This is a genomic window from Ralstonia pickettii, assembly GCF_001699815.1.
GTDB classification, from domain to species: Bacteria; Pseudomonadota; Gammaproteobacteria; order Burkholderiales; family Burkholderiaceae; genus Ralstonia; species Ralstonia thomasii.
In genome coordinates, this window is record NZ_MCGB01000057.1 from 460381 (window position 1) to 482511 (window position 22131).

The following is a 22131-nucleotide window of genomic DNA, read 5'->3' on the forward strand; positions in this document are numbered from 1 at the left end:
CTCGAAGGGCATGCAGCGGTACGCCGCGATCATCTGCCCGGACAGCGGGCTTGGGGGGTACCGAGCTGCACGGAACACAAATCGCGCCCGCCAATGGCGCGCGCCGTTTCGTGCAAGCGAGAGCGAGGATGGGTGGCGGTCGCAGATGCGCGCCGCCCGACTCGGCGCGGGGTATTCCCCGGTGCTGGACTCAGCCGCCACCGGCCATGATTGGCGCGGCGGCGAGCCGGATTCGCCCGCTATTCTATCACGGGCGGGTTCCGCAGTTTCAGGCGCCGTCGGCAGGAAGCGACAGTTCAGGAACGTCGCCATCGATGATGCTCTCAGCAAAGCGCAGCGCTGCAATGCGCGCAGCACCCACATTGCTGAATTGCCGGTCCCCGGAGAGGCGGAAGACCTGGGTCTGGCCGGGTTCGGGCGACTCCCCAGCCCGACAGATCATCACGGCTGCGTTGTAGCTGCGATCTTCCCTGGCCTCGGGCCAGCGTGCCGTGCGTTCATGTTGGAAAGCCAACGGATAAATGTCGAAGCCTTTGTATTGGCCCGCCGGCGAAGTGTCCATCTGAAATGCCCCCTTCTTGAACGTCGAGTGCTGTCTGACTATACACCCGTGCGTTTTGCATGGCGATGAAAGCGACGGCAACGTTTGACTTCGGGCACGGCACAACATGCGCATGCCGATCACCCAAAGCAAAGCCTTCGGAGCGATCACGAACGCTGGTCCAAAGAAGTTTCATAACGTCGCCATTTCACGGCAATGTCGGCGTAATCCGATTGTGCTAGCTTGGTTTGGTGCTTGCCGTGGCATCCAAACGGATGCGCTCCGTCTGATCAAGGCACTCCTCACCTACCCCTCTCAAGATGACAATGCGCCTGATCTCTCCGATTGCCCTGGTGTGTGCCGGGCTGATGCTGGGTGCCTGCGGTGGCGGCGACGGTGGTTCGTCGTTGAGCCCGCAAACCGGGGCTGCTCCCAACACAGCGAATACCGGGTCAAAAACCGAGGCTGCAACCACCTCAACCACCACACCTGCTTGCGGAATCAACGGCTCCTCGCCACTGGCAGGCGTGCAGACGTGGATGTATCAGCTGCAGGGCATGACCACCAGCGCGCAGATCGATGCACTTGACGCGCAGCCATACGACATGCTGGTGATCGAAGCCAACAACACCGTCAAAGGACTGGAGAACTTCAACACCGTCGACATGGTGGCGCAGCTGCGCACCAAGCCTGACGGCTCCGCGCGCAAAGTGCTCGCCTACATCGACATTGGCGAAGCCGAAGACTTCCGCACCTATTGGACGTCAAGCTGGAAGGCGCCCACGGCTAACGGACCCGGCACGCCAGACTTCATCATCAAGGCCGACCCCGATGGCTGGGCCGGCGACTACCCTGTCGCGTTCTGGGACCCGCGCTGGCAAGCGCTGTGGCTCGGGCCGAACGGCGCCGTCGCACAACTGGCGCGCGAAGGATTCGATGGCGTCTATCTGGATTGGGTCGAGGCGTATGCCGAGCCTTCGGTGGCGGCCGCAGCCCAGGCGGCAGGCATCGATCCGGCACAGGCCATGGTCGATTTCATCACCAAGATCCGTGCGGCGGGTCGCGCCATCAACCCGCAGTTTGCGGTGATCCAGCAGAACGCATCCTCGTTGATTGACGACGGTGGTGGATCAGTGCTGCTCGCAACGATCGATGGCATCTCGCAGGAAGACACATGGTTTGGCGGCAGTTCGGGCGCCGCGTGGGGCAGCGCCTCCGGGGGCGACAGGGCAGCGAGTGCCGATGAAACGCAATGGACCATCGACCAGTTGCAGAAATACTGCGCCGGCAACGTGCCTGTCTTTACGATCGACTATGCGTTGCAGACCGCCAACGCGCAGAAGGTCTACACGGCGTCGCGCGGGCAAGGCTTCCACCCGCTGGTCTCACGCATTGCGCTGTCCAAGCCGACCACTACGCCGCCCTGGAATTACTGACGAGGCTCAACGACGCGCCGGCGGGAGCGTCGGCAAACGGCAGGCCGACGTAGTTTTCGGCCAGCACGCGCGCGCCGGCCGGGGAGCCGGTCACGTAGTCCAGCTCAGCGCGCTGCAGCTTTTGCATGAACGGCGTGTGGTCGTCAAAACGATGCAGCATCGACGTCATCCACCACGAGAAATGCTCGGCGCGCCAGACGCGTTGCAGGCAGCGTTCGGAGTAACTAGCAAGCGGGGCGGTGTCGCTCTGCTTGTAGCGTGCAGTCAGTGCCTGAGCCAGCACGCGCACGTCGGCGACGGCAAGGTTCATGCCTTTGGCGCCAGTGGGCGGCACGATGTGCGCGGCGTCCCCCGCCAAGAACAGGCGCCCGTACTGCATTGTCTCGCAGACAAAGCTGCGCATCGGCGTGACGCTCTTCTGCAGGATGGGGCCTTCCTTCAGGTGCCAGCCGTCGTTGTTCTCCAGGCGCGTGTGGAGTTCATCCCAGATGCGTGCATCGGACCATTCGGCGAGGTTCTCATCCGGCTTGCACTGAAGGTAAAGCCGCGTGATCTTGGGTGAGCGCATGCTGAACAGCGCAAAGCCGCGATCATGGTTTGCGTAGATCAACTCTTCCGCCGCCGGCTTGGCTTGCGCCAGGATGCCAAGCCAGGCAAACGGATAGACGCGCTCGAACACCGCTTGCCGCCGTGCCGGAATCGCCTGCCGGCAGATGCCGTGAAAGCCGTCGCAGCCGGCGATGTAATCGCATTGCAATGTCTGCGGAACACCCTCGTGGACGAACTGCACCGAAGGCGTGGCCGACTCAATATCGTGCACCGACACCTCGCTCACATCGAACAACAGCGGCGCGCCTTGCTCCACACGCGCGGCAATCAGATCCTTCACCACCTCGTGCTGCCCATAGACCGTGATCGAGCGGCCGCCCGACATCGCCGTCAGGTCGATACGATGGCGCTTGCCACCGAACAGCAGGTCGATACCGTGGTGCACGAGCCCCTCGCGCCGCATGCGCTCGCCCACGCCCGCTTCGTTGAGCACGTCGACCGTGCCTTGCTCCAGAACGCCGGCGCGGATGCGCTCTTCAACGTACGCGCGGCTCTTGGTTTCGAGGATGACGGCGTCGATGCCGTTGCGGTGCAGAAGCTGCCCGAGCAGCAGGCCTGCCGGGCCCGCGCCAATGATGGCGATCTGGGTGCGCATGGTGGTTGTCTCCGGATGGATTGGAATCGTTCTGGCAACCATTGTTGGCGTGCATCTTGATATCGCACAATGAAATATTGGCGATAAACTTTATCGCCGATTCAGATAGTGCGATTGCCATGTCCACCCTGCCCAACTTCGATCTGAACCTGTTGCCAATCCTGCTGGCGCTGCATGACGCGCGCAGCGTGAGCATGGCGGCCCAACAACTCGGCATGAGCCAGCCAGGCGTGAGCACAGCGCTGGGCAAGCTGCGCGCTGCGTTTGACGACCCGCTATTCGTCCGGACCTCACGCGGCATGGAGCCGACGCCGCGGGCGCTGGCGCTCATTCCTGCGGCGCGCGATGTCTTGGCGCGTGTGCAGCAGGGCATTCTGGAAACCGGCGCGTTCGATCCGGCCACAACCACCCACACGTTCTCGATCTCGTTGTCGGACGTGGGCGAGATGGTGTTCTTGCCGCGCATTGTCGAGGCGATGGCTCGGCACGCGCCGCGGGCGTCGGTGCAGTCCGTGTCGCTGCCGCCCGCGCAGATCGAGCGCGCGCTGGAGACCGGTTCGCTCGACCTGGCTGTTGGTTACTTCCCCGACCTGAAGAAGAACAACTTCTTCCAGCAGCGGCTGTTTACGCACTACTTCATATGCATCGTGCGCGCCGGTCATCCCGTCACGCGCGGCGGCAACACGAAGCTATCGATGGCGCAGTTTCTGGAATACGGGCACGCTGTGGTGCGCGCGGAGGGGCGCAGTCAGGAACTGTATGAGCGCTTTCTTGAACGCAAGCGCATCCGCCGTAAGCCGTCGCTGCTCACACCGCATTTCATGAGCATCCCGTTCATCCTGGCGCGCACGGACTTGATTGCGACGGTGCCGCACGCGGTGGGCCTGTCGTTCATGCAATCGCACGCCAACATCTGCGTGATGGAGCCGCCGCTGGAGCTGCCGAGCTTCGATCTCAAGCAACACTGGCATCGCAAGTTTCATAACGACACACGCAGCCAGTGGTTTCGCGCGCTGGTGTCGTCGTTGTTCAACGACGAGGCGGATGAATGGCGCGAGCCCGGCCATCGGCCCGCCAAACGCAAGAACACGAAGTAACCGACCCGGCTTAAGTGTTCACAATCCGAACACTCGATTGCAATGCGAACACAGAGCCTTTAGGATCGTCGGCACGCGCAGGCGACGCCACTGTGTTTTTTCGGCTCACGCTTGCCGATCAACCTTTGGAGACCTTCATGAGACGTCGTGTGCTGCTGACTGTCGTTGCCGGTACGCTGATGACCGGCCTGCCCGCCTTTGCGGACGAGCCGATCAAGATTGGCCTGATCGCCCCCTTCTCCGGCCCCTTTGCCGACTATGGCAAGCAGATGGAAGACGGCATCAAGGCGTATCAGAGGCTGCACGGCACGACCGCCGGTGGGCGGCAGGTGCAGATCATCGTGAAGGACACGACTGGCCCCGTGCCGGACGTCGCCAAGCGCCTTGCGCAGGAGCTGGTGGTACGCGACAAGGTGGATTTCCTTGCGGGCTTTGGCCTCACGCCGGAAGCACTGGCGGTGGCGCCCATCGCGCAGCAAGCCAAAAAACCGATGGTGATCTTCAATGCCGCATCGTCGTCGATCACCACCAAGTCGGACTATGTGACGCGTGTGTCGATGACGCTGCCGCAGATCTCCACACCGATCGCCTCGTGGGCTCTGAAGAACGGCATCAAGCAGGTGGCCACTGTGGTTGCCGATTACGCGCCCGGCATCGATGCGGAGAACGCATTCAAACAAACGTTCACCGCCGGCGGGGGCCAGGTCGTGGAAGCCGTGCGCGTGCCACTGCGCAATCCTGAATTCGCGCCGTTCATCCAACGCGTGAAAGATGCCAAGCCGCAAGCCGTGTTCGTCTTCCTGCCGGCCGGCGAGCAAGGCGTGGCATTCATGAAGGGTTTCCGCGAGCGCGGATTGGCGCAGGCCGGCATCAAGGTCATCGCAACGGGCGACCTGACCGACGACCACGTGCTCCCGGCCATGGGCGACGCGACGCTGGGTGTCATCACCTCGTTCCATTACTCCGCCGCGCACGACTCGCCGCAGAACAAGACCTTCCTGAAAGCCTTTGCGGAGGCCAATCCGGGCGCGGGCCGCCCGAACTTCATGGCAGTGGCCGCGTATGACGGCATCGGCGCGATCTACAACGTGATCAACAAGCTCGGCGGCAAGATCGACGGGGAGAAGGCCATGGCCGCCTTCAAGGGCATGAAGATCGACAGCCCGCGCGGGCCGATCACCATCGACCCGGCCACGCGTGATGTGGTGCAAACGGTCTACATCCGCAAGGTGGAAAAGGTCGGCAACGAGCTGTACAACGTCGAGTTCGACAAGTTTGCCGACGTGAAGGATCCCGGCAAGTAAGCACTACGCAACAGCCACGAGCCGTTGCAGTAACGGCGCATCGGCCAGCAGATCGGCGCTGGCTGATGCGTGCACGACGCGGCCTCGATCGAGCACCAGCGCACGCTGCGTGAGCTGCAGCGCCAGACGCGCATGCTGCTCCACCAGGATCACCGCCATACCCCCCTCCTCAACGAGCGCGCGGATAGCGCGGCCAAGCTCCTGCACGATGATCGGTGCGAGGCCTTCCATCGGTTCATCCAACAGCAGCAGTGCGGGATTCGTCATCAGCGCGCGAGCGATGGCGACCATCTGCTGCTCGCCGCCTGAGAGCTGATTGCCGAGATTGCGGCGCCGCTCTTGAAGGCGCGGAAACGTCTTGTAGACGCGCGCCACATCCCAGGCCCCGGGTCGCGCCACGGCTGTCAGATGCTCTTCCACCGTCAGCGACGGAAACATCCACCGCTCCTGCGGCACCCAGCCGAGCCCTGCGCGGGCACGCCGGTGTGGCGGCATCTTGGCGATATCCGCGCCCAGCCAGCGGATACGCCCGCCGTGCAGGCGCGTGAAGCCCATCAGCGTGGCGAGCAGCGTGGTCTTGCCGACACCATTGCGGCCCAGCAGCGCAAGGCTGCCGCCTGCTTCGAGCGCGAACGACACATCGTCCAGCACGACAGCATTGCCGTAGCCGGCGGTCACATTTTCGAGCGACAACAGTTCACGCATGCTCAACCTCCCCGAGGTAGACCTCGCGCACACGCGGGTCGGCCGCGATCTCCTGCGGCGTGCCTTCAGTCAGCACGCGGCCGGCCAGCAGCACGGTGATCCGCTCGGCAAAGCGGAAGACAAGGTTCATGTCGTGCTCGATGAAGAGGATCGTGATGTCGCGCGGCAGGCTGGCGATGACCTCGAACAGTTCGGTGCTTTCTCTGCTCGGGATACCGGCGGCAGGCTCGTCGAGAAGCAGGATGCGTGGGTGCGTCGCGAGCGCCAGGGCGATCTCCACCAGGCGCTGTTTGCCGTAAGGCAACGCATGCGTGGGCGCCAGCGCGTCGGCACCGAGTTGCAAGCGGCATAGCAATGCCATCGCTTCGTCGCGGGCGTCCTTATGCGATGCAACGGTGCGATGCCAATGCCACGACGCGCCCGTGCGCTCGAAGATGGCGAGCATCACCGATTCCAGCACCGTCAATACGGGAAACAACGTGTTGATCTGGAAAGTGCGCGTGATGCCGCGCTTGACGCGCTGGTGTGCGGGCAGGCGGGTGATGTCTTCATCATCCAGCAGCACTTGGCCCGCAGTGGGTGCGAGCGTGCCGGTGAGCAGATTGATGAAGGTGGTCTTGCCCGCGCCGTTCGGCCCGATCAGCGCGTGGCGCGCGCCGGGCGCAAAAGACAGCGAGATATCGGAATTGGCGTGAAAGCCGCCCCAGCGCCTGGACAGGCCACGCGTGCTCAATGTGGGCGGAGGATGGATCGTGGGCGCAGTCATGAAGCACCTCCCTTGCGAGCGCGCCGCGCCCTGACCGCAGACACCGCAGTTTCCAGCCCACCGAGAATGCCACCCCGCGCAAACAACACGATCACCATCAGCAGCAGGCCGATCCAGAACTGCCAGTAGACGGGATTGATGCCGGCCAACACGTCCTGCGCAATCATGAACACCGCTGCGCCAATCAACGCGCCGTACAACCGGCCTGCACCGCCCAGCACGAGCATGATCAGCAACTCTGCCGAGCGCGAGAAGCCCAGCGAATCCAGACCGACAAATTGCGTGGTCTGCGCGAGCAGCCCGCCTGCGACACCGGCAATCGCTGCGCTGACGGTGAACGCCGCCACCAGCCGCATGCGAACATTCGCGCCGATAGCCGGCATGCGCTTCGGCCCCTGTTGAATGCCGCGCAGCGACAACCCAAACGGCGAGCGCACCAGGCGACGCAACCCCACAAACACCAGAAACAGCACGACCAAGCTATAGAAGTAAGCCGTGCGCCCCTCCAGATCGAACTCAAATGTGCCGAGCAGGTTGCGCATCGCCACACCGGAAAGGCCGTCCACACCGCCCGTAAGAAACGCCATCTTGTTGGCCGCCTCATACAGCATCAGACCGATGCCGAGCGTGACCATCAGTCGTGTCAGATCCTGCCCGCGCACGACGAGAAAGCTCACACAGAAGCCGGCCAGCGCAGCGACGACAGCGCCCGCGGCCAGACCGGTGAGCGGTTCACCCCAGCCATGTGCCGCGAGCAGTCCGGCGGTATAGGCGCCAAGCCCGAAGAAGCCTGCATGTCCGAGCGACACGATGCCCGCATAGCCGAGCACCAGGTCGAGCGACAACGCAAACAGCCCGACGATCAACACCTGGCTGCCGAAGACGAGGTAATCGGGAAGAAGAAAGAACACCGCGATCGGCACGCACCAGAACGCGATCTCAAACGGCGACCAACGCGCTTGCGGCAACCCATGCGCCGCAGAGCCCTCAACAGGCCGTGCAGACCGCCTCAATTGCTGCAGCCCGCTCATGCGCGCCTCCCCAGCAAACCGCCCGGGAAGAGCACGAGCAGCACGACCATCAACCCATAGATGACGAACGCGCCCACGTCCGGCACGTAGTACTTGCCCGCCACGTCGAACACGCCTAGCACGAGCGCTGCCAGCAATGTGCCCTTGATGGAACCCGCACCGCCGACGGCCACCACCAGCAGGAAATACACCATGTATTTGATCGGGAAGGCTGGATCGAGCCCGAGCACATCGATGCCCAATCCCCCGCCCAGCCCTGCCAGCCCCGAACCCAGCGCGAACGTTACGGAGAACACCAGGCTTACGTTGATGCCCAGCCCTGCGGATGCCTGCTGGTTATCCACCGACGCGCGCACCTGCGCTCCAAAGCGTGTGCGCTCAATCAGCCATGCCAGCAGCGCCGTCAGCGCAATCACCACCCCGATCAGGAACAGGCGATAGCGCCCGACTTCCAATCCACTGTCAAACACTGGCCATTGCCCACGCAGCATCTCCGGCAGCTCAACGGGTTGCTGCGACGGCCCCCACACGTAGGTCGCACCCGCCATCGCCATGAAAACGAGCGCAATGGAGAACAGCACCTGATCGAGCGGGCTCGCGCGATAGAGCCGCCGGTACAGCGTGCATTCAAGCACAAAGCCGATGATTGCGGTGACCACGAAAGCGATGGGCAGCGTCGCCAGAAACGGCACGCCGAGGCGGTTCATCAGCACCACGCACACATAGCCGCCCGCCATGGCGAACGCCCCGTGCGCAAGGTTGATGAAGTTCATCAGGCCCATCGTGACCGACAGGCCGATGCTGATCAGGAACAGCAGGCTGCCGTAGGCCAGCCCGTCGAACAACACACCCAATGCGCTGAGCATGGGTCTCCTCCTTGGGTTTTTCCAGCTCGGCGGCCGGTTTGCCCGGTGTGTTGCGTGGCGTCTCCCCGGAGACGGCGGTATTACTTTTTCGCAGCGCCCTCCGCATCCATCTCGGCAAACACCGTCTGGGCGAGGTGGAAGGCATGGTTGGCAGCCGGCACGCCGCAGTAGATGGCGGTCTGCAGCAGCGTTTCCTGAATCTCGTCGCGCGTGACACCGTTGTTGGCAGCGGCGCGCAGATGCAGGCGCAACTCGCCGTCGCGGCCGAGCGCGACCATCATGGCGATCGTCAGCAAGCTGCGCGTGTGGCGCGGCAAGCCGGGGCGTGTCCAGATTTCACCCCAGGCGTAGCGCGTGATGAGGTCCTGAAACGGAGCCGTCAGATCGGTCTGCGCGGCGTTGGCACGGTCGACGTGGGCATCGCCCAGCACGGCGCGGCGCACCGCCATGCCTGCGGCGTGGCGTTCGCGATCATCCATGGGCGCCCTCACGTGCAACGCCGGTCGTCAAGAAGCTGACGAGCGCTTCGGTATAGCCGTCGGCCTGCTCCCAGTTGGCGAGGTGGCCGGCTGAAAGCTCGATGTACTGGGCGCCGGGCACGCCGTCGGCAATGAGCTTGGTCTGCGCAGCCGGGGTGGAGATATCGTGTGTGCCGCCAATCACCAGCATCGGCACCCGGATGTTCGGCAGTTGCGCGCGCAAATCTGCATCGCGAATGGCTGCGCAGTTGCCGTTGTAGCCGGCATCCGGCGTGGACAGCAACATTGCCTTGACGATGTCGACGCGGCTAGCGTTGGCATCCCGGTAGCCCTGCGTGAACCAGCGCTCCAGCACCGTTTCCGTAATGCTCGCCATGCCGCCCTGCTCGACCTGTGCGATGCGCGTATTCCAGCTTTGCTGCGTACCGATCAGCGCGGCGGTATTCGTCACGACCATGCGCGGGAAACGCTCGCCGTGATGTGCGGCCAGCCACAGGCCGGTCAACCCGCCCATCGACAGACCGCAGAACAGCGCAAGCTCAATGTTGTAGTGGTCGAGCAACGCGAGCACATCACCGCCGAGTTGAGCAACGCCAAACGGCGCGTCCGGCACGCTCGATTGGCCGTGACCACGCTGGTCATAGCGCAGCAGGCGGAAATGCTGGCGCAACGCTTCGAGCTGCGGCTCCCACATGCCCAGGTTGGTGCCGAGGGAGTTCGACAGCACCAGCACCGGCTTACCCGTGGCGGGGCCGTCATCGAATTCGTGATACAGGCGGACGTTATCGTGTTCAAGCCAGGGCATGGTGTCTCCGTGGAATACGTGTTCAGGGGTGGCGGTGGGCGTGTTCTGCGAGCACGCGGTCAACAGCGGCGCCCGCATCGCCAAGGTAATGGGTGGGATCGAGCAGCGCGCTCAACCGTTGCGGCGCGGTCGCGCCCCAGATGCGAAGGACCTCTGCGTCTTGCGCCAGTACGTCATGCAGCGTCTTGTTCTCTTGTACCGCTTGGCGGCTGGCAGCTTCGACCACATGGTGCGCTTGCAGACGCCCAAGATCCGCACCCAGCGCCAGCATCACGGCTTCACCAAGGATCAGGCCGTGCGTAAGGTCCAGATTCGTGCGCATGCGAGCAGCGTCGACCTGCAAACCTTCAACGATGTCGCGCATGCGATCGAGCGCGCCCGCCGCGAGGCAGGCCATCTCGCGCAACGTCGCCCACTGCGCCTGCCAACCGCCGAGCGCGCGCTCGTGCTCCTGCGGTAGCGCAGCGAGCAGCGTGCTCGCCAAGCCAGGCATGCGCGTGGCCGCCGCCAGCACCGTCGCGCACCCGACCGGGTTGCGTTTGTGCGGCATGGTGGAAGAACCACCCTTGCCTGCACCGGAAGGCTCGGAAACCTCGCCCACCTCTGTCTGCATCATCAGCGAGAGATCACGCGCGAAGTGGCCCAGTGTGCCGGTCAGCAACGCGAGCGTCGTGCCGATCTCGGCGATTCGATCCTGCTCGCCGTGCCACGAGAGCGCCGGCAGCGGCAGATCAAGCTCGTGCGCCAGCGTTTGAGCGACGGCCCGTGCGTGTTCGCCCAGGCTGGCAAGCGTGCCTGCCGCCCCGCCAAACTGCAACGCAGGCACATGCGCGCTCAGCGCGGTAAAGCGATCCTGCGCGCGATGCACCGCTTCCAGCCAACCCGCAACCTTGCGGCCGAACGTGGTCGGCAGCGCCTGCTGCAACCACGTGCGCGCCACCATCGGCGTATTGCGATGGCGTTGCGCGAGTGCCGCGAGCGCGTCAGCCAGCTTCTGCAGATCCGCTTCGATCAGTTCGGCCGATAGCCGCCACTGCAGCATCAGACCGGTATCGATGATGTCCTGGCTGGTCGCGCCCCAATGCACGTAGCGCGCGGCGTTTTCATCATGCTGTGCGACGGCCGCAGTCAGTTGCTTGACCAGGGGAATCGCCAGGTTGCCTGCGGTGGCAGCAGCGTTGCCCAGCGCGTCCAGATCCAACGTCGCCTTGGCGCACACCGCGCGAATCGGCGCGACGGCTTCGGGCGGAATCACGCCAACCGCGCCTTCGGCCTGCGCAAGCGCGGCCTCCACATCGAGCATTGCGCGCACCGTGGCCGCATCGGACCACACCGCCAGCATGGCCGGCGTGGAGAAGGCGCGATCGAGCAATGCGCTTGTCATGGCCGTGTCAAACGCGTTCGATCACCAGCGCAATGCCCTGGCCCACGCCGATGCACATCGTGCACAGCGCATAACGTCCGCCCGTGCGTTGCAACTGATACATCGCCGTCGTAACCAGGCGCGCACCGCTCATGCCGAGCGGGTGGCCAAGTGCGATGGCGCCGCCGTTCGGGTTGACGCGCGGGTCGTCATCACGCAGGCCCAGTTGACGCGTCACCGCTAGACCCTGCGCGGCAAATGCCTCGTTCAGCTCGATCACATCCATCTGATCGATGCTCAAGCCGAGCTGCTTGAGCAGCTTCTGCGACGCCGGTGCCGGGCCAATGCCCATCACGCGCGGCGGCACGCCTGCGGTGGCCATGCCGACAATGCGCGCACGCGGGGTCAGGCCAAAGCGCTTGGCGGACGCTTCATTGGCGAGGAGCAGCGCGCACGCGCCATCGTTCACGCCCGAAGCATTGCCGGCCGTAACGGTGCCGTCCGGGCGCACTACGCCCTTGAGCTTGGCGAGCGCTTCCATGCTGGTCGCACGCGGATGCTCATCGCGGTCCACCACGATAGCGTCGCCCTTCCTCTGCGGGATCGTCACCGGCGTGATTTCCTGCGCGAGCGTGCCGTCTTCCTGGGCTCGCGCGGCGCTGGCCTGGCTGCGCAGCGCGAAGCGGTCCTGATCTTCTCGGTTGACCTTGTAGTCGGTGGCGACGTTCTCGGCGGTTTCGGGCATCGAGTCGACACCGTATTGCGCCTTCATCAGCGGGTTGATGAAGCGCCAGCCGATGGTGGTGTCGTAGATGGCAGCGTCGCGCGAGAAGGCGCTGGCAGCCTTGCCCATCACGAACGGCGCGCGGCTCATACTCTCCACGCCCCCGGCGATCATCAGCGCGGTTTCACCTGAGCGAATAGCGCGCGCCGCGGTGCCGGTGGCGTCCATGCCCGAGCCGCACAAGCGGTTGATGGTCGAGCCCGGCACGCTATCGGGCAAGCCAGCCAGCAACGACGACATGCGCGCCACGTTGCGGTTGTCTTCGCCCGCCTGGTTGGCGCAGCCGAAGATCACGTCGTCGATGGCCGACCAGTCGACCTGCGGGTTGCGCGCCATCAGCGCCTTGAGCGGCACCGCGCCGAGGTCATCGGCGCGCACGGCGGACAGGCTGCCGCCGTAGCGGCCGATGGGCGTCCGGATGGCGTCGCAGATAAAGGCTTCGGTCATGATTGTTCTGTCTCCACTAATTCTAGGCACGACGCAACGGCGCCGCCGTCATCGTCTGCAGCGTATCGAAATCGAGGCCGTCGGCCATCTCGCGCACCACCAGCCCCTCGGGCGTGATGTCGATCACAGCGAGGTCGGTGTAGATGGTATCGACACATCCAATGCCCGTCAGCGGGTACGTGCACGACGGCACGATCTTGCTTTCGCCCTGCTTGGTCTGGTGCTCCATCATGACGAAGACGCGCTTGGCACCGATGGCCAGATCCATCGCGCCGCCCACGGCAGGAATCGCGTCCGGGGCACCGGTGTGCCAGTTGGCCAGATCGCCCGTGGCCGACACCTGGAAGGCACCGAGCACGCAATAGTCGAGATGGCCACCCCGCATCATGGCAAACGAATCAGCATGATGGAAGAACGATGCACCAGGCTTGATGGTGACCGGCTGCTTGCCAGCGTTGATGAGGTCCTCGTCTTCTTGCCCGGGCGCAGGCGCGGGACCCATGCCGAGCAGGCCGTTCTCGGTGTGCAGAATGATTTCGCGATCGGCCGGCAGTTGGTTCGCCACCAGCGTCGGCAGGCCGATGCCCAGGTTGACGACCGAACCATCGGGAATATCGCGCGCCACACGCGTAGCGATCTGATCGCGCGTCCAGCGCTGGATCTTGGCGGTAGTTTCGGCGCTCATGCGGCCTCCTTGGCGGGTTGGGCGGCGGCGAGCTGGACGACGCGCTTCACAAAAATGCCCGGCGTGACGATGTGCTCTGGGTCCAGCTCGCCTAGCTCCACCGTCTCGCTGACTTGCGCGATGGTGCACTTGGCCGCCATCGCCATCACCGGCCCGAAGTTGCGCGCGGTCTTGCGATAGACGAGGTTGCCCCAGCGATCAGCGCGCAGGGCCTTGATGAGAGCGTAGTCGGCAGTCAGCGGCAGCTCGAACACGTAGGGCTTGCCGTCGATGATGCGCGTTTCCTTGCCTTCGGCCAATTGCGTACCGTAGGCGGTCGGGCAGAAAAAACCGCCAATGCCGGCACCTGCGGCGCGGATGCGCTCGGCCAGGTTGCCTTGCGGCACCAGTTCCAGTTCGATCTCGCCGGCACGGTAGAGCGCATCGAACACATACGAATCGGCCTGGCGCGGGAACGAGCAGACGATCTTGCGTACGCGGCGCGCCTTGAGCAGTGCGGCCAGGCCCGTCTCGCCATTGCCGGCGTTGTTATTGATGATGGTCAGCTCACGCGCGCCATGCGCGATCAGCCCGTCGATGAGTTCCGAGGGCATGCCGGCGGTACCGAACCCGCCGATCATGATGGTGGCACCGTCCGGGATATCGGCCAGGGCGGCCTCCACAGACGGACAAAGCTTGTTGATCACGTGCATTCTCCGGCAAGGGCGCCGCACATTCTCGATGGCTGGCGCGGGTCGGAGCATCGCGAGGGGCCGGACATGGCCGAGCCGCAACCGAGCGGCCTGCGAGTCTCCTGTTGAGGATTGGATCGACACAGGCCTTTGCTGTCCGGCCCACGTTTGCTTTCGCTCATTTGTTCGTTATACGAACCTACGTTCGATCCGAGAACTAATCTACGCCTCCCGTCCAGAGCGTGTCAAGGCGTACGCATCCCGATCAACTGTTCGAGTGGCGAAATCGAGGCAATGTCAGTAGTCTTGAGGCCACTGCACCGCTTTTGCCTTCTTTGCCTTCTTTGCATGTCTGCTGCCGAACTGCCCACCGAAAAACCCAGCGATTCCTACGTCCAGTCCTTTGCACGAGGGCTGTCGGTCATCCGCGCGTTCAATGCCGAGCGCCGGGAGCAAACGCTTTCTGAAGTGGCCGAGGCGACGGGCCTGACCCGCGCCGGCGCCCGCCGCATCCTTCTCACGCTGGTCAGCCTGGGCTATGTCACCTTTGAAGGCCGCCTCTTCCGCCTCACGCCCAAGATCCTCGACCTCGGGTTCGCCTACCTCACCTCGATGCCGTTCTGGAACCTCGCCGAGCCGGTGATGGAAGAGCTCGTCCAGACGGTGCACGAAAGTTGCTCTGCCTCGGTACTGGATGGGACGGAAATCGTCTACGTCCTGCGTGTGCCCACGCAGAAGATCATCGCGCTGAACCTGTCGGTCGGCAGCCGCCTGCCGGCGTTCTGCACGTCGATGGGCCGCGTGCTGCTGTCGGGTCTGCCCGAGGATCGGCTGGACATTGCGCTGCGCGAGTCGGACCGCCGCGCACGCACGCAGCGCACCATTACAGACGTCGACGCATTGAAAGAAGTCATTGCCGGCGTGCGCCAACAGGGTTGGGCGCTGGTCGACCAGGAGCTTGAGGAAGGGCTGATTTCGCTGTCGGCACCGATCCGCAATCGGGCGGGCGACGTCATCGCTGCCATGAACATCAGCGGCCAGGCCAACCGAACTTCCGGCAAACAGATGACGAAGCAGTTTCTCGGTCCGCTGCAGCAGGCTGCCGAGCGCATTTCGGCCATGGTGCGCGTACGGACCTGAGCTGAGTTAAAAGAGCCAGCGTCAGTGCGCTGCGCGCCTCGCATCCCGACAGTTTTTTCAATAAAATTGTGGCTCCGTGGGCAAAGAGGATGTCTGTGACTCAACACACCGCCATTCACACCGGTCTGGATGTGAAAGGCCGCCATCGCCGGGCGCGTGCTTCTTGCGTCCTGGCGCTTGCCCTGCCGTTGCTGTCCAGCCTTGCATGGGCCCAATCGACGCCGCTGGCGACAGCCATGCAGGAACTGACGCCACTGGCCCGCATGCTGGTGGGCGCCGCGACGGGTCGCAGCACGGCCGCTGCCGGCGTACCGGCCCTCACGGGCCCTGCCCGCAATGCAGACCGCGCCCTCGCCCAGGCCTGCGCCGAGATCAACCGCTTCACCCCCGTCCCGCTCGACCGAGAGACCGCGCTGGCGCAATGCTCGCTGGCGCAGAAGAAGAACCTCGTCTTCGTCATCACGCTGACCAACTACGCGGCGCACTCGGCCGCATCGCAGGGCTTTCGGCTGAATTTCGTTCCGATCCTGCAGAAGAACATCTGCAACAACGGCGACGTGCGCATCCTCACGCGCCTCGGCCTGAGCCTGGTCTACCGCTATCGCGGCAACGACCACGAGACCGTGGGCGACGTGCCGATCAACGAATCGATCTGCGGCGCGCTCTAAGCCCACGTTCTGCCCCGGGAATCCCCTGATGGAGTGCAGTCGGCTGCCATGTCATTAATGACAGACGAAGTCTCATTTCACGCAACGTCTGCCGGGCTCCTGCCTTGCTGCGCCAGCCTAACCGGGCTGCACGCGCGCAACCCGGCAACCCCAACATCCCGCCTGTGCACCGCACTCCCGCCCTGCTTGTTATCCGCCATCTGTGCCGCGTCGGCATGGACTATAGTTGGGCGTTTCGCTCGGCGTCATATGGTTATCCGAAGTCCGCGCATGCAAACGGCGCATACGCCGGTATGCTCGCGGGCGATTCCGATTCGCACACTGTTCACCACCCAAGTCGTCAAGGAGGAAATCCGATGAAAACAAGCCGACGTCTGACGCAATTTGCAGGGGCCGCCATCCTGGCCGCAGCAACCCTGGCCGCCACCACCGCGCACGCTGATCAAGTTTCCGACATCAAGAAGAAGGGCGAACTTGTCTGCGGCGTGCTCGGCACCGACGAGCCGTTCAGCTTCCTGAAGGACCCGATGAGCCGCGAGATCGTCGGCTATGACGTCGACATGTGCGACGCCATCGCCAAGAGCCTGGGCGTCAAGCCCGTGCTCAAGCAACTGGCCGTGGCGGCGCGCCTGCCCGAACTGCAGCAAGGCCGCGTGGACCTGCTGGCCGCCTCGCTCACGCACAACAAGGAGCGCGAGGCGCAGATCGACTTCTCGGTGTCGACGTTCATCACCGGCCAGAAAGCCATGGTGAAGAAGAGCAGCGGCATCACGTCGCTCGCCCAGCTTGATGGCAAGAAGCTCCTGACGGTCAAGGGTTCGACCATGGAAGCCAACATTGCCAAGACCATCAAGAACGCCGACGTTGTCTCGTTCGACAACAGCCCGCAGGCACTGCTGGCCCTGCAGCAAGGCAAGGGCGTCGCGTACGTGAACGACGAAACCACCCTGATCGGCAACATGGCCAAGATGGGCCCGGCAGCCAAGGATTACGCGCTGCTGCCGCAAAACCTGTCGACCGAACACCTGGCGCTGGGCATCCGCAAGGGTGAGCCGGCCTTCAAGAAGCAGGTTGATGACGTGCTGCTCGGCATGGAAAAGAGCGGCGAGGCGCAAAAGCTGTTCGACAAGTGGTTTGGCCCGAACACCAAGATGGCCTTCCCGCAGCGCACCTTCAAGATTTCTACCGACAAGATCGATTAATCGTTAAAGGTCGGGCCGCCCAGACACCGTTCTGGGCGGTGAATCTCCATGCCCCATTTTGATTTGTCGATGCTGCTCTCGGGGCAGTATCACCAGTGGCTCGTCAGCGGTTTCTTCCTGTCGATCAAGCTCTCCGTACTGGCCTTCGTGTTGGCGCTGCCGCTTGCCATCACGGTCGCGCTGCTGCGCCTGGCGCCGGTCGCGCTGCTGCGCAGCATCGGCCAGACCTATGTCGAAGCCATCCGCAACGTGCCGCTGCTTGCCCACATGCTGTTCTGGTATTTCGGCGCGCCGCAGATCCTGCCGGAGTTCATCCGGGACTGGCTCTACAGCATGAACTACGAGGCCGCGAGCGCCGTCATTGCGCTCGTGCTCTACACGGCCGCTTACATGGCGGAAGACATCCGCAGCGGCATCCGCTCGATTCCGAAGGAACAGCTTGAGGCCAGCCGCGCGCTCGGGCTCTCGTTCCTGCAGGCCATGCGGCTGGTGGTGCTGCCGCAATCGCTGCGCGTGACCGTCCCGCCGCTGGTCAGCCAAACGTTGAACCTGTGGAAGAACTCCAGCATCGCCATGGTGATCGGCGTGGCCGAATTGATGTACCAGGCGCAGCAGGTCGAGTCCGCCACCTTTCGCGGCTTTGAGGCGTTTGCGTTTGCCACCGCGGCCTATCTGACCATCTCGATCGCGATCACGGTGTTCTCCGCCTGGTATCAGCATCGCTACCCTGTCCGAACGCTGTAGCCATGCTCGATCTCATCCAAACCTACGGTATCTATTACCTGATCGGCCAGTACCCGAATGGGCCGCTGGGCGGTCTGGCGCTGACATTCCTGCTGGCGTCCGCCGGCCTTGTGCTCGCGCTGCCGGCGGGCATCATCCTTGGCCTGTGCCGCGTCAGCCCGATTGCCGCGCTGCGCTGGCCGGCCACGGCGCTCGTCTACGTGGTCCGCGGTACGCCGCTGCTGATGGTGATCTTCTGGGCGTATTTCCTGCTGCCCTCCGTTACTGGCCAGCGCACGGACCAGTTCAGCACCATGTTGACCGCGCTGGTGATTTTCGACGGCGCGTATCTGGCGGAGATCGTGCGTGCGGGCATCCAGGGGTTACCGCGCGGGCAGATGGAAAGTGCCCGCTCGCTCGGCCTGTCGTACATGCAGGCGATGCGCCGCGTGATCCTGCCGCAGGCGCTGCGCAACATGCTGCCTTCGCTGGTCAATCAGCTCGTGTCGACCATCAAGGAAACCTCGCTGGGTTACATCATCAGCCTGCCCGAGGTGTCGTTCGTGGCCGGGCAGATCAGCACCGCCGTGATGGTCAAGTCTGCCGAGGTGTACGGCCTGCTCGGCATCAGCTACTTCATCATGTGCTTCAGCCTGACGCGCGTGGCGTTTTACCTGGAGCGCCGCCTTGCCGCGCGTGCCCCGTCCAAACCATGAACATGATCACGATCGAACACGTCGACAAGTGGTACGGCGATTACCACGCGCTGGTCGACATCAACGAAACCGTTGCCAAGGGCGAAGTGGTGGTGGTGTGCGGGCCGTCGGGCTCGGGCAAGTCAACGCTCATCCGCACGCTGAACCGGCTCGAAGCCATTCAGAAAGGCCGCATCGTTGTGAACGGACACGAGGTGCATGCGCCGGGCGTGGACGTCAACGTACTGCGCAGCGGCATCGGCTTCGTCTTCCAGCAGTTCAACCTGTTCCCGCACCTGACCGTCCTGCAGAACTGCACGCTGGCGCCGGTGCAGCTCAAGCGCATGCTGCCGCAGGAAGCGAAGGACTTTGCGATGAGCCTGCTCGAACGCGTGGGCCTGCCGCACAAGGCTGGCGCCTACCCTGGCGAGCTGTCGGGCGGGCAGCAGCAGCGCGTGGCCATCGCGCGCGCCCTGGCCATGAAGCCGCCCGTGATGCTGTTCGACGAGCCGACCTCCGCGCTGGACCCGGAGATGGTGAACGAGGTGCTGCTGGTCATGAAGGACCTCGCCCGTGACGGCATGACCATGGTGTGCGTCACGCACGAAATGGGTTTCGCCCGCGAGGTGGCCGACCGCGTCCTGTTCATGGACCAGGGACAGGTGCTGGAACGCGCCACGCCCGAAGATTTCTTCCAGCGCCCGCAGCACCCGCGTGCGCAGCGCTTCCTGGCCGACATCCGCTCGCCGTGGAGCGAACCCGCCTGAACCTTCAGGCAGCAGGCAAAAAAAACGGGGGATTCAGTCCCCCGTTTGTTTTTTGATGCGCGGCGACGCGGCTTACTGAATGGCCTTGTCGTTCGGGTGCGCGTACAAGTCCTTCATGCCGGCCGTCATCGGGTAGTTCAGGTTCAGGCCCTTCGGCGGAATCGGCGACAGGAACCACTTCTTGTACAAGTCGTTCGCCTTGCCCGATTTCATCAGATCGGCAATCACGTCGTCGGCCACTTTCTTGAACGCCGGATCGTCCTTGCGCATCATGCAGGCGTAGGTTTCGGTCTGCAGCGGCGTGCCGGTGACCACCCAGTCGGCCTGGTTCTTGGCCTTGGTGCGCTCGCCGTACAGCAGCGGTTCGTCCATCACGAACGCCACGGCGCGGCCCGATTCCAGCGTCAGGAACGCCTGGCCGTGATCCTTGGCGAGGATCAGATTCATCTTGTCGGCGTCCTTGGCTTCGCCGTTCATCTTCTGCAGGATGCGGTCTTCGGTGGTGCCGGCGGTGGTCACCACGGTCTTGCCCTTCAGGTCGGGAAAGTCCTTGATGCCCGAGTCCTTCTTCACCAGCATCAGCATGCCGTAAATGAAGATGTTGTTCGAGAACGCGACCTGTTTCTGACGCTCGAGGTTGTTGGTGGTCGAGCCGCATTCGAAGTCGATCGTGCCGTTCTGCAGCAGCGAGATGCGGTTCTGCGACGTGATCGGCGTGAGCTTGACCTGCAGCTTCTTGCCCACCGCCTTTTCCACGCCGGCGACGATCATGTTGGAGATCTCTTGCGAATAGCCGGTGATGGTGTTCGCGTCAGCCTGGTACGAGAACGGAATCGACGACTCGCGATAGCCCACCGAGATCACGCCCGATTGCTTGATCTTGGCCAGCGTGTCGTTCGACTCCGCCTGCGCGCCCGTCGACAGCATTGCCAGCGCACCGGCCGCAGCCAGCGTCAGGCCACACAGAATACGTTTGGTCGAATGCAAGGTCTTCATGCTTCCCCTCCTATGGGTGTGTTCGCTCCAGACTACTTTGGTTACCAATCGGCGCGGGCCGGATACCCATCATCGGACCTGCGCGCTCGGTCTCTTGATTCTCGTTCTTGTGTCACGCGGCCAGCGCATAGGGCACTGGGGAAATCGCGGGCTTGCGGCCGGCAATCAGATCGGCCAGCAAGCCCGCACTGCCCAGCGCTAGCGTAAAGCCCAGCGCACCATGGCCCACGTTCAGCCACAACCCTTGCACCGGCGACGCCCCCACCACGGGCACGCCCGTTGGCGTTGCAGGCCGCATGCCAGCCCACGGCGCCGCATCGGCACCCGCGTCATTGGCGCGCATGGCGCCCGGAAACAGCGCGCGGGTTTCGTCATACAACGTCTGGGCGCGGCGCGTATCCAGCGCCGTTGACCAGCCCACCAGATCCGCCATGCCCGCCACACGCAGCGTCTGCCCAATGCGGGCATAGACGATCTTGCGCGCCGCATCCGTCACGCTGATCAACGGGGCAACATCGCCCTCCTCCAGCGGCAGGCTGATGCTGTAACCCTTGAGCGGATACAGCCCCGGGTCGATGCGCAATGGGCTGAGCAGCCTGGCGCTCGTCACGCCCGCTGCCATCACCACCGCATCGGCGGCAACCTGCTCGCCATCTGCCAGATGGAGACCGCGCACGCGGCGGCCTTCGGTCCACAACGCATCTACGCCGGTATTGAAACGCAGCGTCACGTTTGGCATCGCGCGCAACCGGTTGAACAGGCCGACGCAGAGTTGGTGACAATCGGCCACGTCTTCGTCGGGCGTGTAGATGGCGCCCACGATCTGGTCACGCGCGCCGGCAAGCGCGGGCTCGTGGGCCACCGTTTCGTCGGCGGACAATGCATGCTGCTCGCAGCCGAGCGTCGCCTGATAGCCGACCTGCGCGCGGGCCGATTCAAACGCCGCAGCCTCGCGATGCACCACCAGCTTGCCGCGGCGCGCAAAGCTGAACGCCAGATCCGGCGACGCCTCCCGCAACGCTTCCATGCGTGCGCGGCTGTAGAACGACAGCGCAAGCAGCTCGCGCGTGGTGCGGTCGGCACGGTCACGATTGCAGGCCGCGATGAAGCGCAGCCCCCAGCGCAGCAACGCCGGGTCCAGCGATGGCTTCAGCCGCAGCGGCGAATCGCGACGCAACAGCCAGCCCGGCACATGCGAAAGCACGCCGGGGCCGGCCAGCGGCGCCACATAGCTGTAGCTCAACTGGCCGCCGTTGGCATAACTGGTGCCCTCGCCCGGGCCCGGATGGCGCTCGACCAGGGTGACCTGATGGCCTTCCTGAGCCAGCGCATGGGCCGTGCTGATGCCGATGATGCCGGCGCCGACTACTGCGATTTGCATGAAGAAGCTGCGTATTTTGGAATGTCGTTGCAGCTTAAGGAGCCCGGCGGGGGTTGGGCAAATGCGGAGTTGTTGGGAGGGATGTTGTGGAGCTATGGGCTTTTTTGGACTGGGTGGTCCATCCCCTGTTTCATCCCCTGCCGGGGCTGACTCACTTTCTTTGTCTTGCCAAAGAAAGTCAGCTCAGAGCTCCAACCGTCGGGTAAAAAGCTCGGGACGGCGAGCTTAGAGCTCCGACCGTCGAGATCGGAGCTAGAAATCTTCGAGCAAAAAGCGCCGAGTGCCGAGCTTGAACCCTCACCCGTGGAGCAGGAAACCCCGGGCGCCGGCCTCCAAGCCCCGATGACTGGGCAAAAAGCGTCATGGTGTTGCCGC

Annotated in this window: 23 protein-coding genes; 9 read left to right on the forward strand and 14 right to left on the reverse strand. The window is 63.9% G+C overall.

What is annotated here, in order from left to right; translation table 11 throughout:
• Window positions 1-268 precede the first annotated feature (268 nt).
• Window positions 269-562, reverse strand: coding sequence for a hypothetical protein (locus BEK68_RS10010; protein ID WP_004631110.1), 294 nt, complete (start codon window positions 560-562; stop codon window positions 269-271).
• A gap of 305 nt (window positions 563-867) precedes the next feature.
• Here BEK68_RS10010 and BEK68_RS10015 point away from each other — a divergent pair, with 305 nt between their 5' ends.
• On the forward strand, window positions 868-1977 hold the full coding sequence (locus BEK68_RS10015) for an endo alpha-1,4 polygalactosaminidase (RefSeq protein ID WP_009241178.1): 1110 nt from the start codon (window positions 868-870) through the stop codon (window positions 1975-1977).
• Here the strand turns inward: BEK68_RS10015 and pobA are convergent.
• The gene (pobA, locus tag BEK68_RS10020; protein ID WP_009241179.1) at window positions 1955-3181 is read right to left on the reverse strand and encodes a 4-hydroxybenzoate 3-monooxygenase; all 1227 of its coding nucleotides are present in this window, start codon (window positions 3179-3181) and stop codon (window positions 1955-1957) included. The two genes, BEK68_RS10015 and pobA, sit on opposite strands and share 23 nt — an antisense overlap.
• Window positions 3182-3300: 119 nt before the next feature.
• Here pobA and BEK68_RS10025 point away from each other — a divergent pair, with 119 nt between their 5' ends.
• Complete coding sequence (locus BEK68_RS10025) at window positions 3301-4278, forward strand: LysR family transcriptional regulator (RefSeq protein ID WP_009241180.1); 978 nt, start codon at window positions 3301-3303, stop codon at window positions 4276-4278.
• A gap of 137 nt (window positions 4279-4415) precedes the next feature.
• Window positions 4416-5582 (forward strand): ABC transporter substrate-binding protein, encoded by a 1167-nt coding sequence (locus BEK68_RS10030; RefSeq protein ID WP_004631120.1) that lies wholly within the window; start codon window positions 4416-4418, stop codon window positions 5580-5582.
• 3 nt (window positions 5583-5585) lie between these two features.
• Here the strand turns inward: BEK68_RS10030 and BEK68_RS10035 are convergent, their stop codons facing one another.
• The 10 genes from BEK68_RS10035 to BEK68_RS10080 form a co-directional block, all read right to left on the reverse strand.
• The gene (locus BEK68_RS10035; protein ID WP_004631121.1) at window positions 5586-6287 is read right to left on the reverse strand and encodes an ABC transporter ATP-binding protein; all 702 of its coding nucleotides are present in this window, start codon (window positions 6285-6287) and stop codon (window positions 5586-5588) included.
• The gene (locus BEK68_RS10040) at window positions 6280-7053 is read right to left on the reverse strand and encodes an ABC transporter ATP-binding protein (RefSeq protein ID WP_009241181.1); all 774 of its coding nucleotides are present in this window, start codon (window positions 7051-7053) and stop codon (window positions 6280-6282) included. The genes BEK68_RS10035 and BEK68_RS10040 overlap by 8 nt, the downstream gene beginning before the upstream one ends.
• Window positions 7050-8084, reverse strand: coding sequence for a branched-chain amino acid ABC transporter permease (locus BEK68_RS10045; RefSeq protein ID WP_009241182.1), 1035 nt, complete (start codon window positions 8082-8084; stop codon window positions 7050-7052). Before BEK68_RS10045 ends, BEK68_RS10040 begins: the two co-directional genes overlap by 4 nt.
• Window positions 8081-8950 (reverse strand): branched-chain amino acid ABC transporter permease, encoded by an 870-nt coding sequence (locus BEK68_RS10050; protein ID WP_004631127.1) that lies wholly within the window; start codon window positions 8948-8950, stop codon window positions 8081-8083. The genes BEK68_RS10045 and BEK68_RS10050 overlap by 4 nt, the downstream gene beginning before the upstream one ends.
• Window positions 8951-9030: 80 nt before the next feature.
• Window positions 9031-9429, reverse strand: a complete 399-nt coding sequence (pcaC, locus tag BEK68_RS10055) for a 4-carboxymuconolactone decarboxylase (protein WP_004631130.1) — start codon at window positions 9427-9429, stop codon at window positions 9031-9033.
• Entirely contained in the window at window positions 9422-10234 is an 813-nt protein-coding gene (gene pcaD / locus BEK68_RS10060; RefSeq protein WP_004631131.1) for a 3-oxoadipate enol-lactonase, read from the reverse strand. The genes pcaC and pcaD overlap by 8 nt, the downstream gene beginning before the upstream one ends.
• A gap of 22 nt (window positions 10235-10256) precedes the next feature.
• Window positions 10257-11618 (reverse strand): 3-carboxy-cis,cis-muconate cycloisomerase, encoded by a 1362-nt coding sequence (locus BEK68_RS10065; RefSeq protein ID WP_009241183.1) that lies wholly within the window; start codon window positions 11616-11618, stop codon window positions 10257-10259.
• A 7-nt stretch (window positions 11619-11625) separates the two neighbouring features.
• Window positions 11626-12828 carry a 3-oxoadipyl-CoA thiolase gene (gene pcaF, locus BEK68_RS10070; RefSeq protein ID WP_004631135.1) on the reverse strand — a complete coding sequence of 401 codons (1203 nt, stop codon included), beginning with the start codon at window positions 12826-12828 and terminating at the stop codon, window positions 11626-11628.
• 22 nt (window positions 12829-12850) lie between these two features.
• On the reverse strand, window positions 12851-13513 hold the full coding sequence (locus BEK68_RS10075; protein WP_004631136.1) for a CoA transferase subunit B: 663 nt from the start codon (window positions 13511-13513) through the stop codon (window positions 12851-12853).
• Window positions 13510-14199 carry a 3-oxoacid CoA-transferase subunit A gene (locus tag BEK68_RS10080; protein ID WP_009277455.1) on the reverse strand — a complete coding sequence of 230 codons (690 nt, stop codon included), beginning with the start codon at window positions 14197-14199 and terminating at the stop codon, window positions 13510-13512. The genes BEK68_RS10075 and BEK68_RS10080 overlap by 4 nt, the downstream gene beginning before the upstream one ends.
• Window positions 14200-14532: 333 nt before the next feature.
• Here BEK68_RS10080 and BEK68_RS10085 point away from each other — a divergent pair, with 333 nt between their 5' ends.
• The 6 genes from BEK68_RS10085 (at window position 14533) to BEK68_RS10110 (ending at window position 19379) form a co-directional block, all read left to right on the forward strand.
• A complete protein-coding gene (locus BEK68_RS10085; protein WP_009241184.1) occupies window positions 14533-15324 on the forward strand; it encodes an IclR family transcriptional regulator in 792 nt (263 codons plus the stop codon).
• Window positions 15325-15413: 89 nt separating this feature from the next.
• The gene (locus BEK68_RS10090; RefSeq protein WP_004631141.1) at window positions 15414-15992 is read left to right on the forward strand and encodes a hypothetical protein; all 579 of its coding nucleotides are present in this window, start codon (window positions 15414-15416) and stop codon (window positions 15990-15992) included.
• A 356-nt stretch (window positions 15993-16348) separates the two neighbouring features.
• Window positions 16349-17194 carry an ABC transporter substrate-binding protein gene (locus BEK68_RS10095; RefSeq protein WP_004631144.1) on the forward strand — a complete coding sequence of 282 codons (846 nt, stop codon included), beginning with the start codon at window positions 16349-16351 and terminating at the stop codon, window positions 17192-17194.
• 48 nt (window positions 17195-17242) lie between these two features.
• Window positions 17243-17938 carry an amino acid ABC transporter permease gene (locus BEK68_RS10100; RefSeq protein WP_004631145.1) on the forward strand — a complete coding sequence of 232 codons (696 nt, stop codon included), beginning with the start codon at window positions 17243-17245 and terminating at the stop codon, window positions 17936-17938.
• Window positions 17939-17940: 2 nt separating this feature from the next.
• The gene (locus BEK68_RS10105; protein ID WP_004631147.1) at window positions 17941-18633 is read left to right on the forward strand and encodes an amino acid ABC transporter permease; all 693 of its coding nucleotides are present in this window, start codon (window positions 17941-17943) and stop codon (window positions 18631-18633) included.
• Window positions 18630-19379 carry an amino acid ABC transporter ATP-binding protein gene (locus tag BEK68_RS10110; RefSeq protein WP_004631149.1) on the forward strand — a complete coding sequence of 250 codons (750 nt, stop codon included), beginning with the start codon at window positions 18630-18632 and terminating at the stop codon, window positions 19377-19379. Before BEK68_RS10105 ends, BEK68_RS10110 begins: the two co-directional genes overlap by 4 nt.
• A gap of 72 nt (window positions 19380-19451) precedes the next feature.
• Here the strand turns inward: BEK68_RS10110 and BEK68_RS10115 are convergent, their stop codons facing one another.
• Window positions 19452-20375 carry a glutamate/aspartate ABC transporter substrate-binding protein gene (locus tag BEK68_RS10115; protein WP_004631150.1) on the reverse strand — a complete coding sequence of 308 codons (924 nt, stop codon included), beginning with the start codon at window positions 20373-20375 and terminating at the stop codon, window positions 19452-19454.
• Between the two features lie 112 nt (window positions 20376-20487).
• Window positions 20488-21756, reverse strand: coding sequence for a D-amino acid dehydrogenase (locus tag BEK68_RS10120; RefSeq protein WP_004631153.1), 1269 nt, complete (start codon window positions 21754-21756; stop codon window positions 20488-20490).
• Between the last annotated feature and the right edge of the window lie 375 nt (window positions 21757-22131).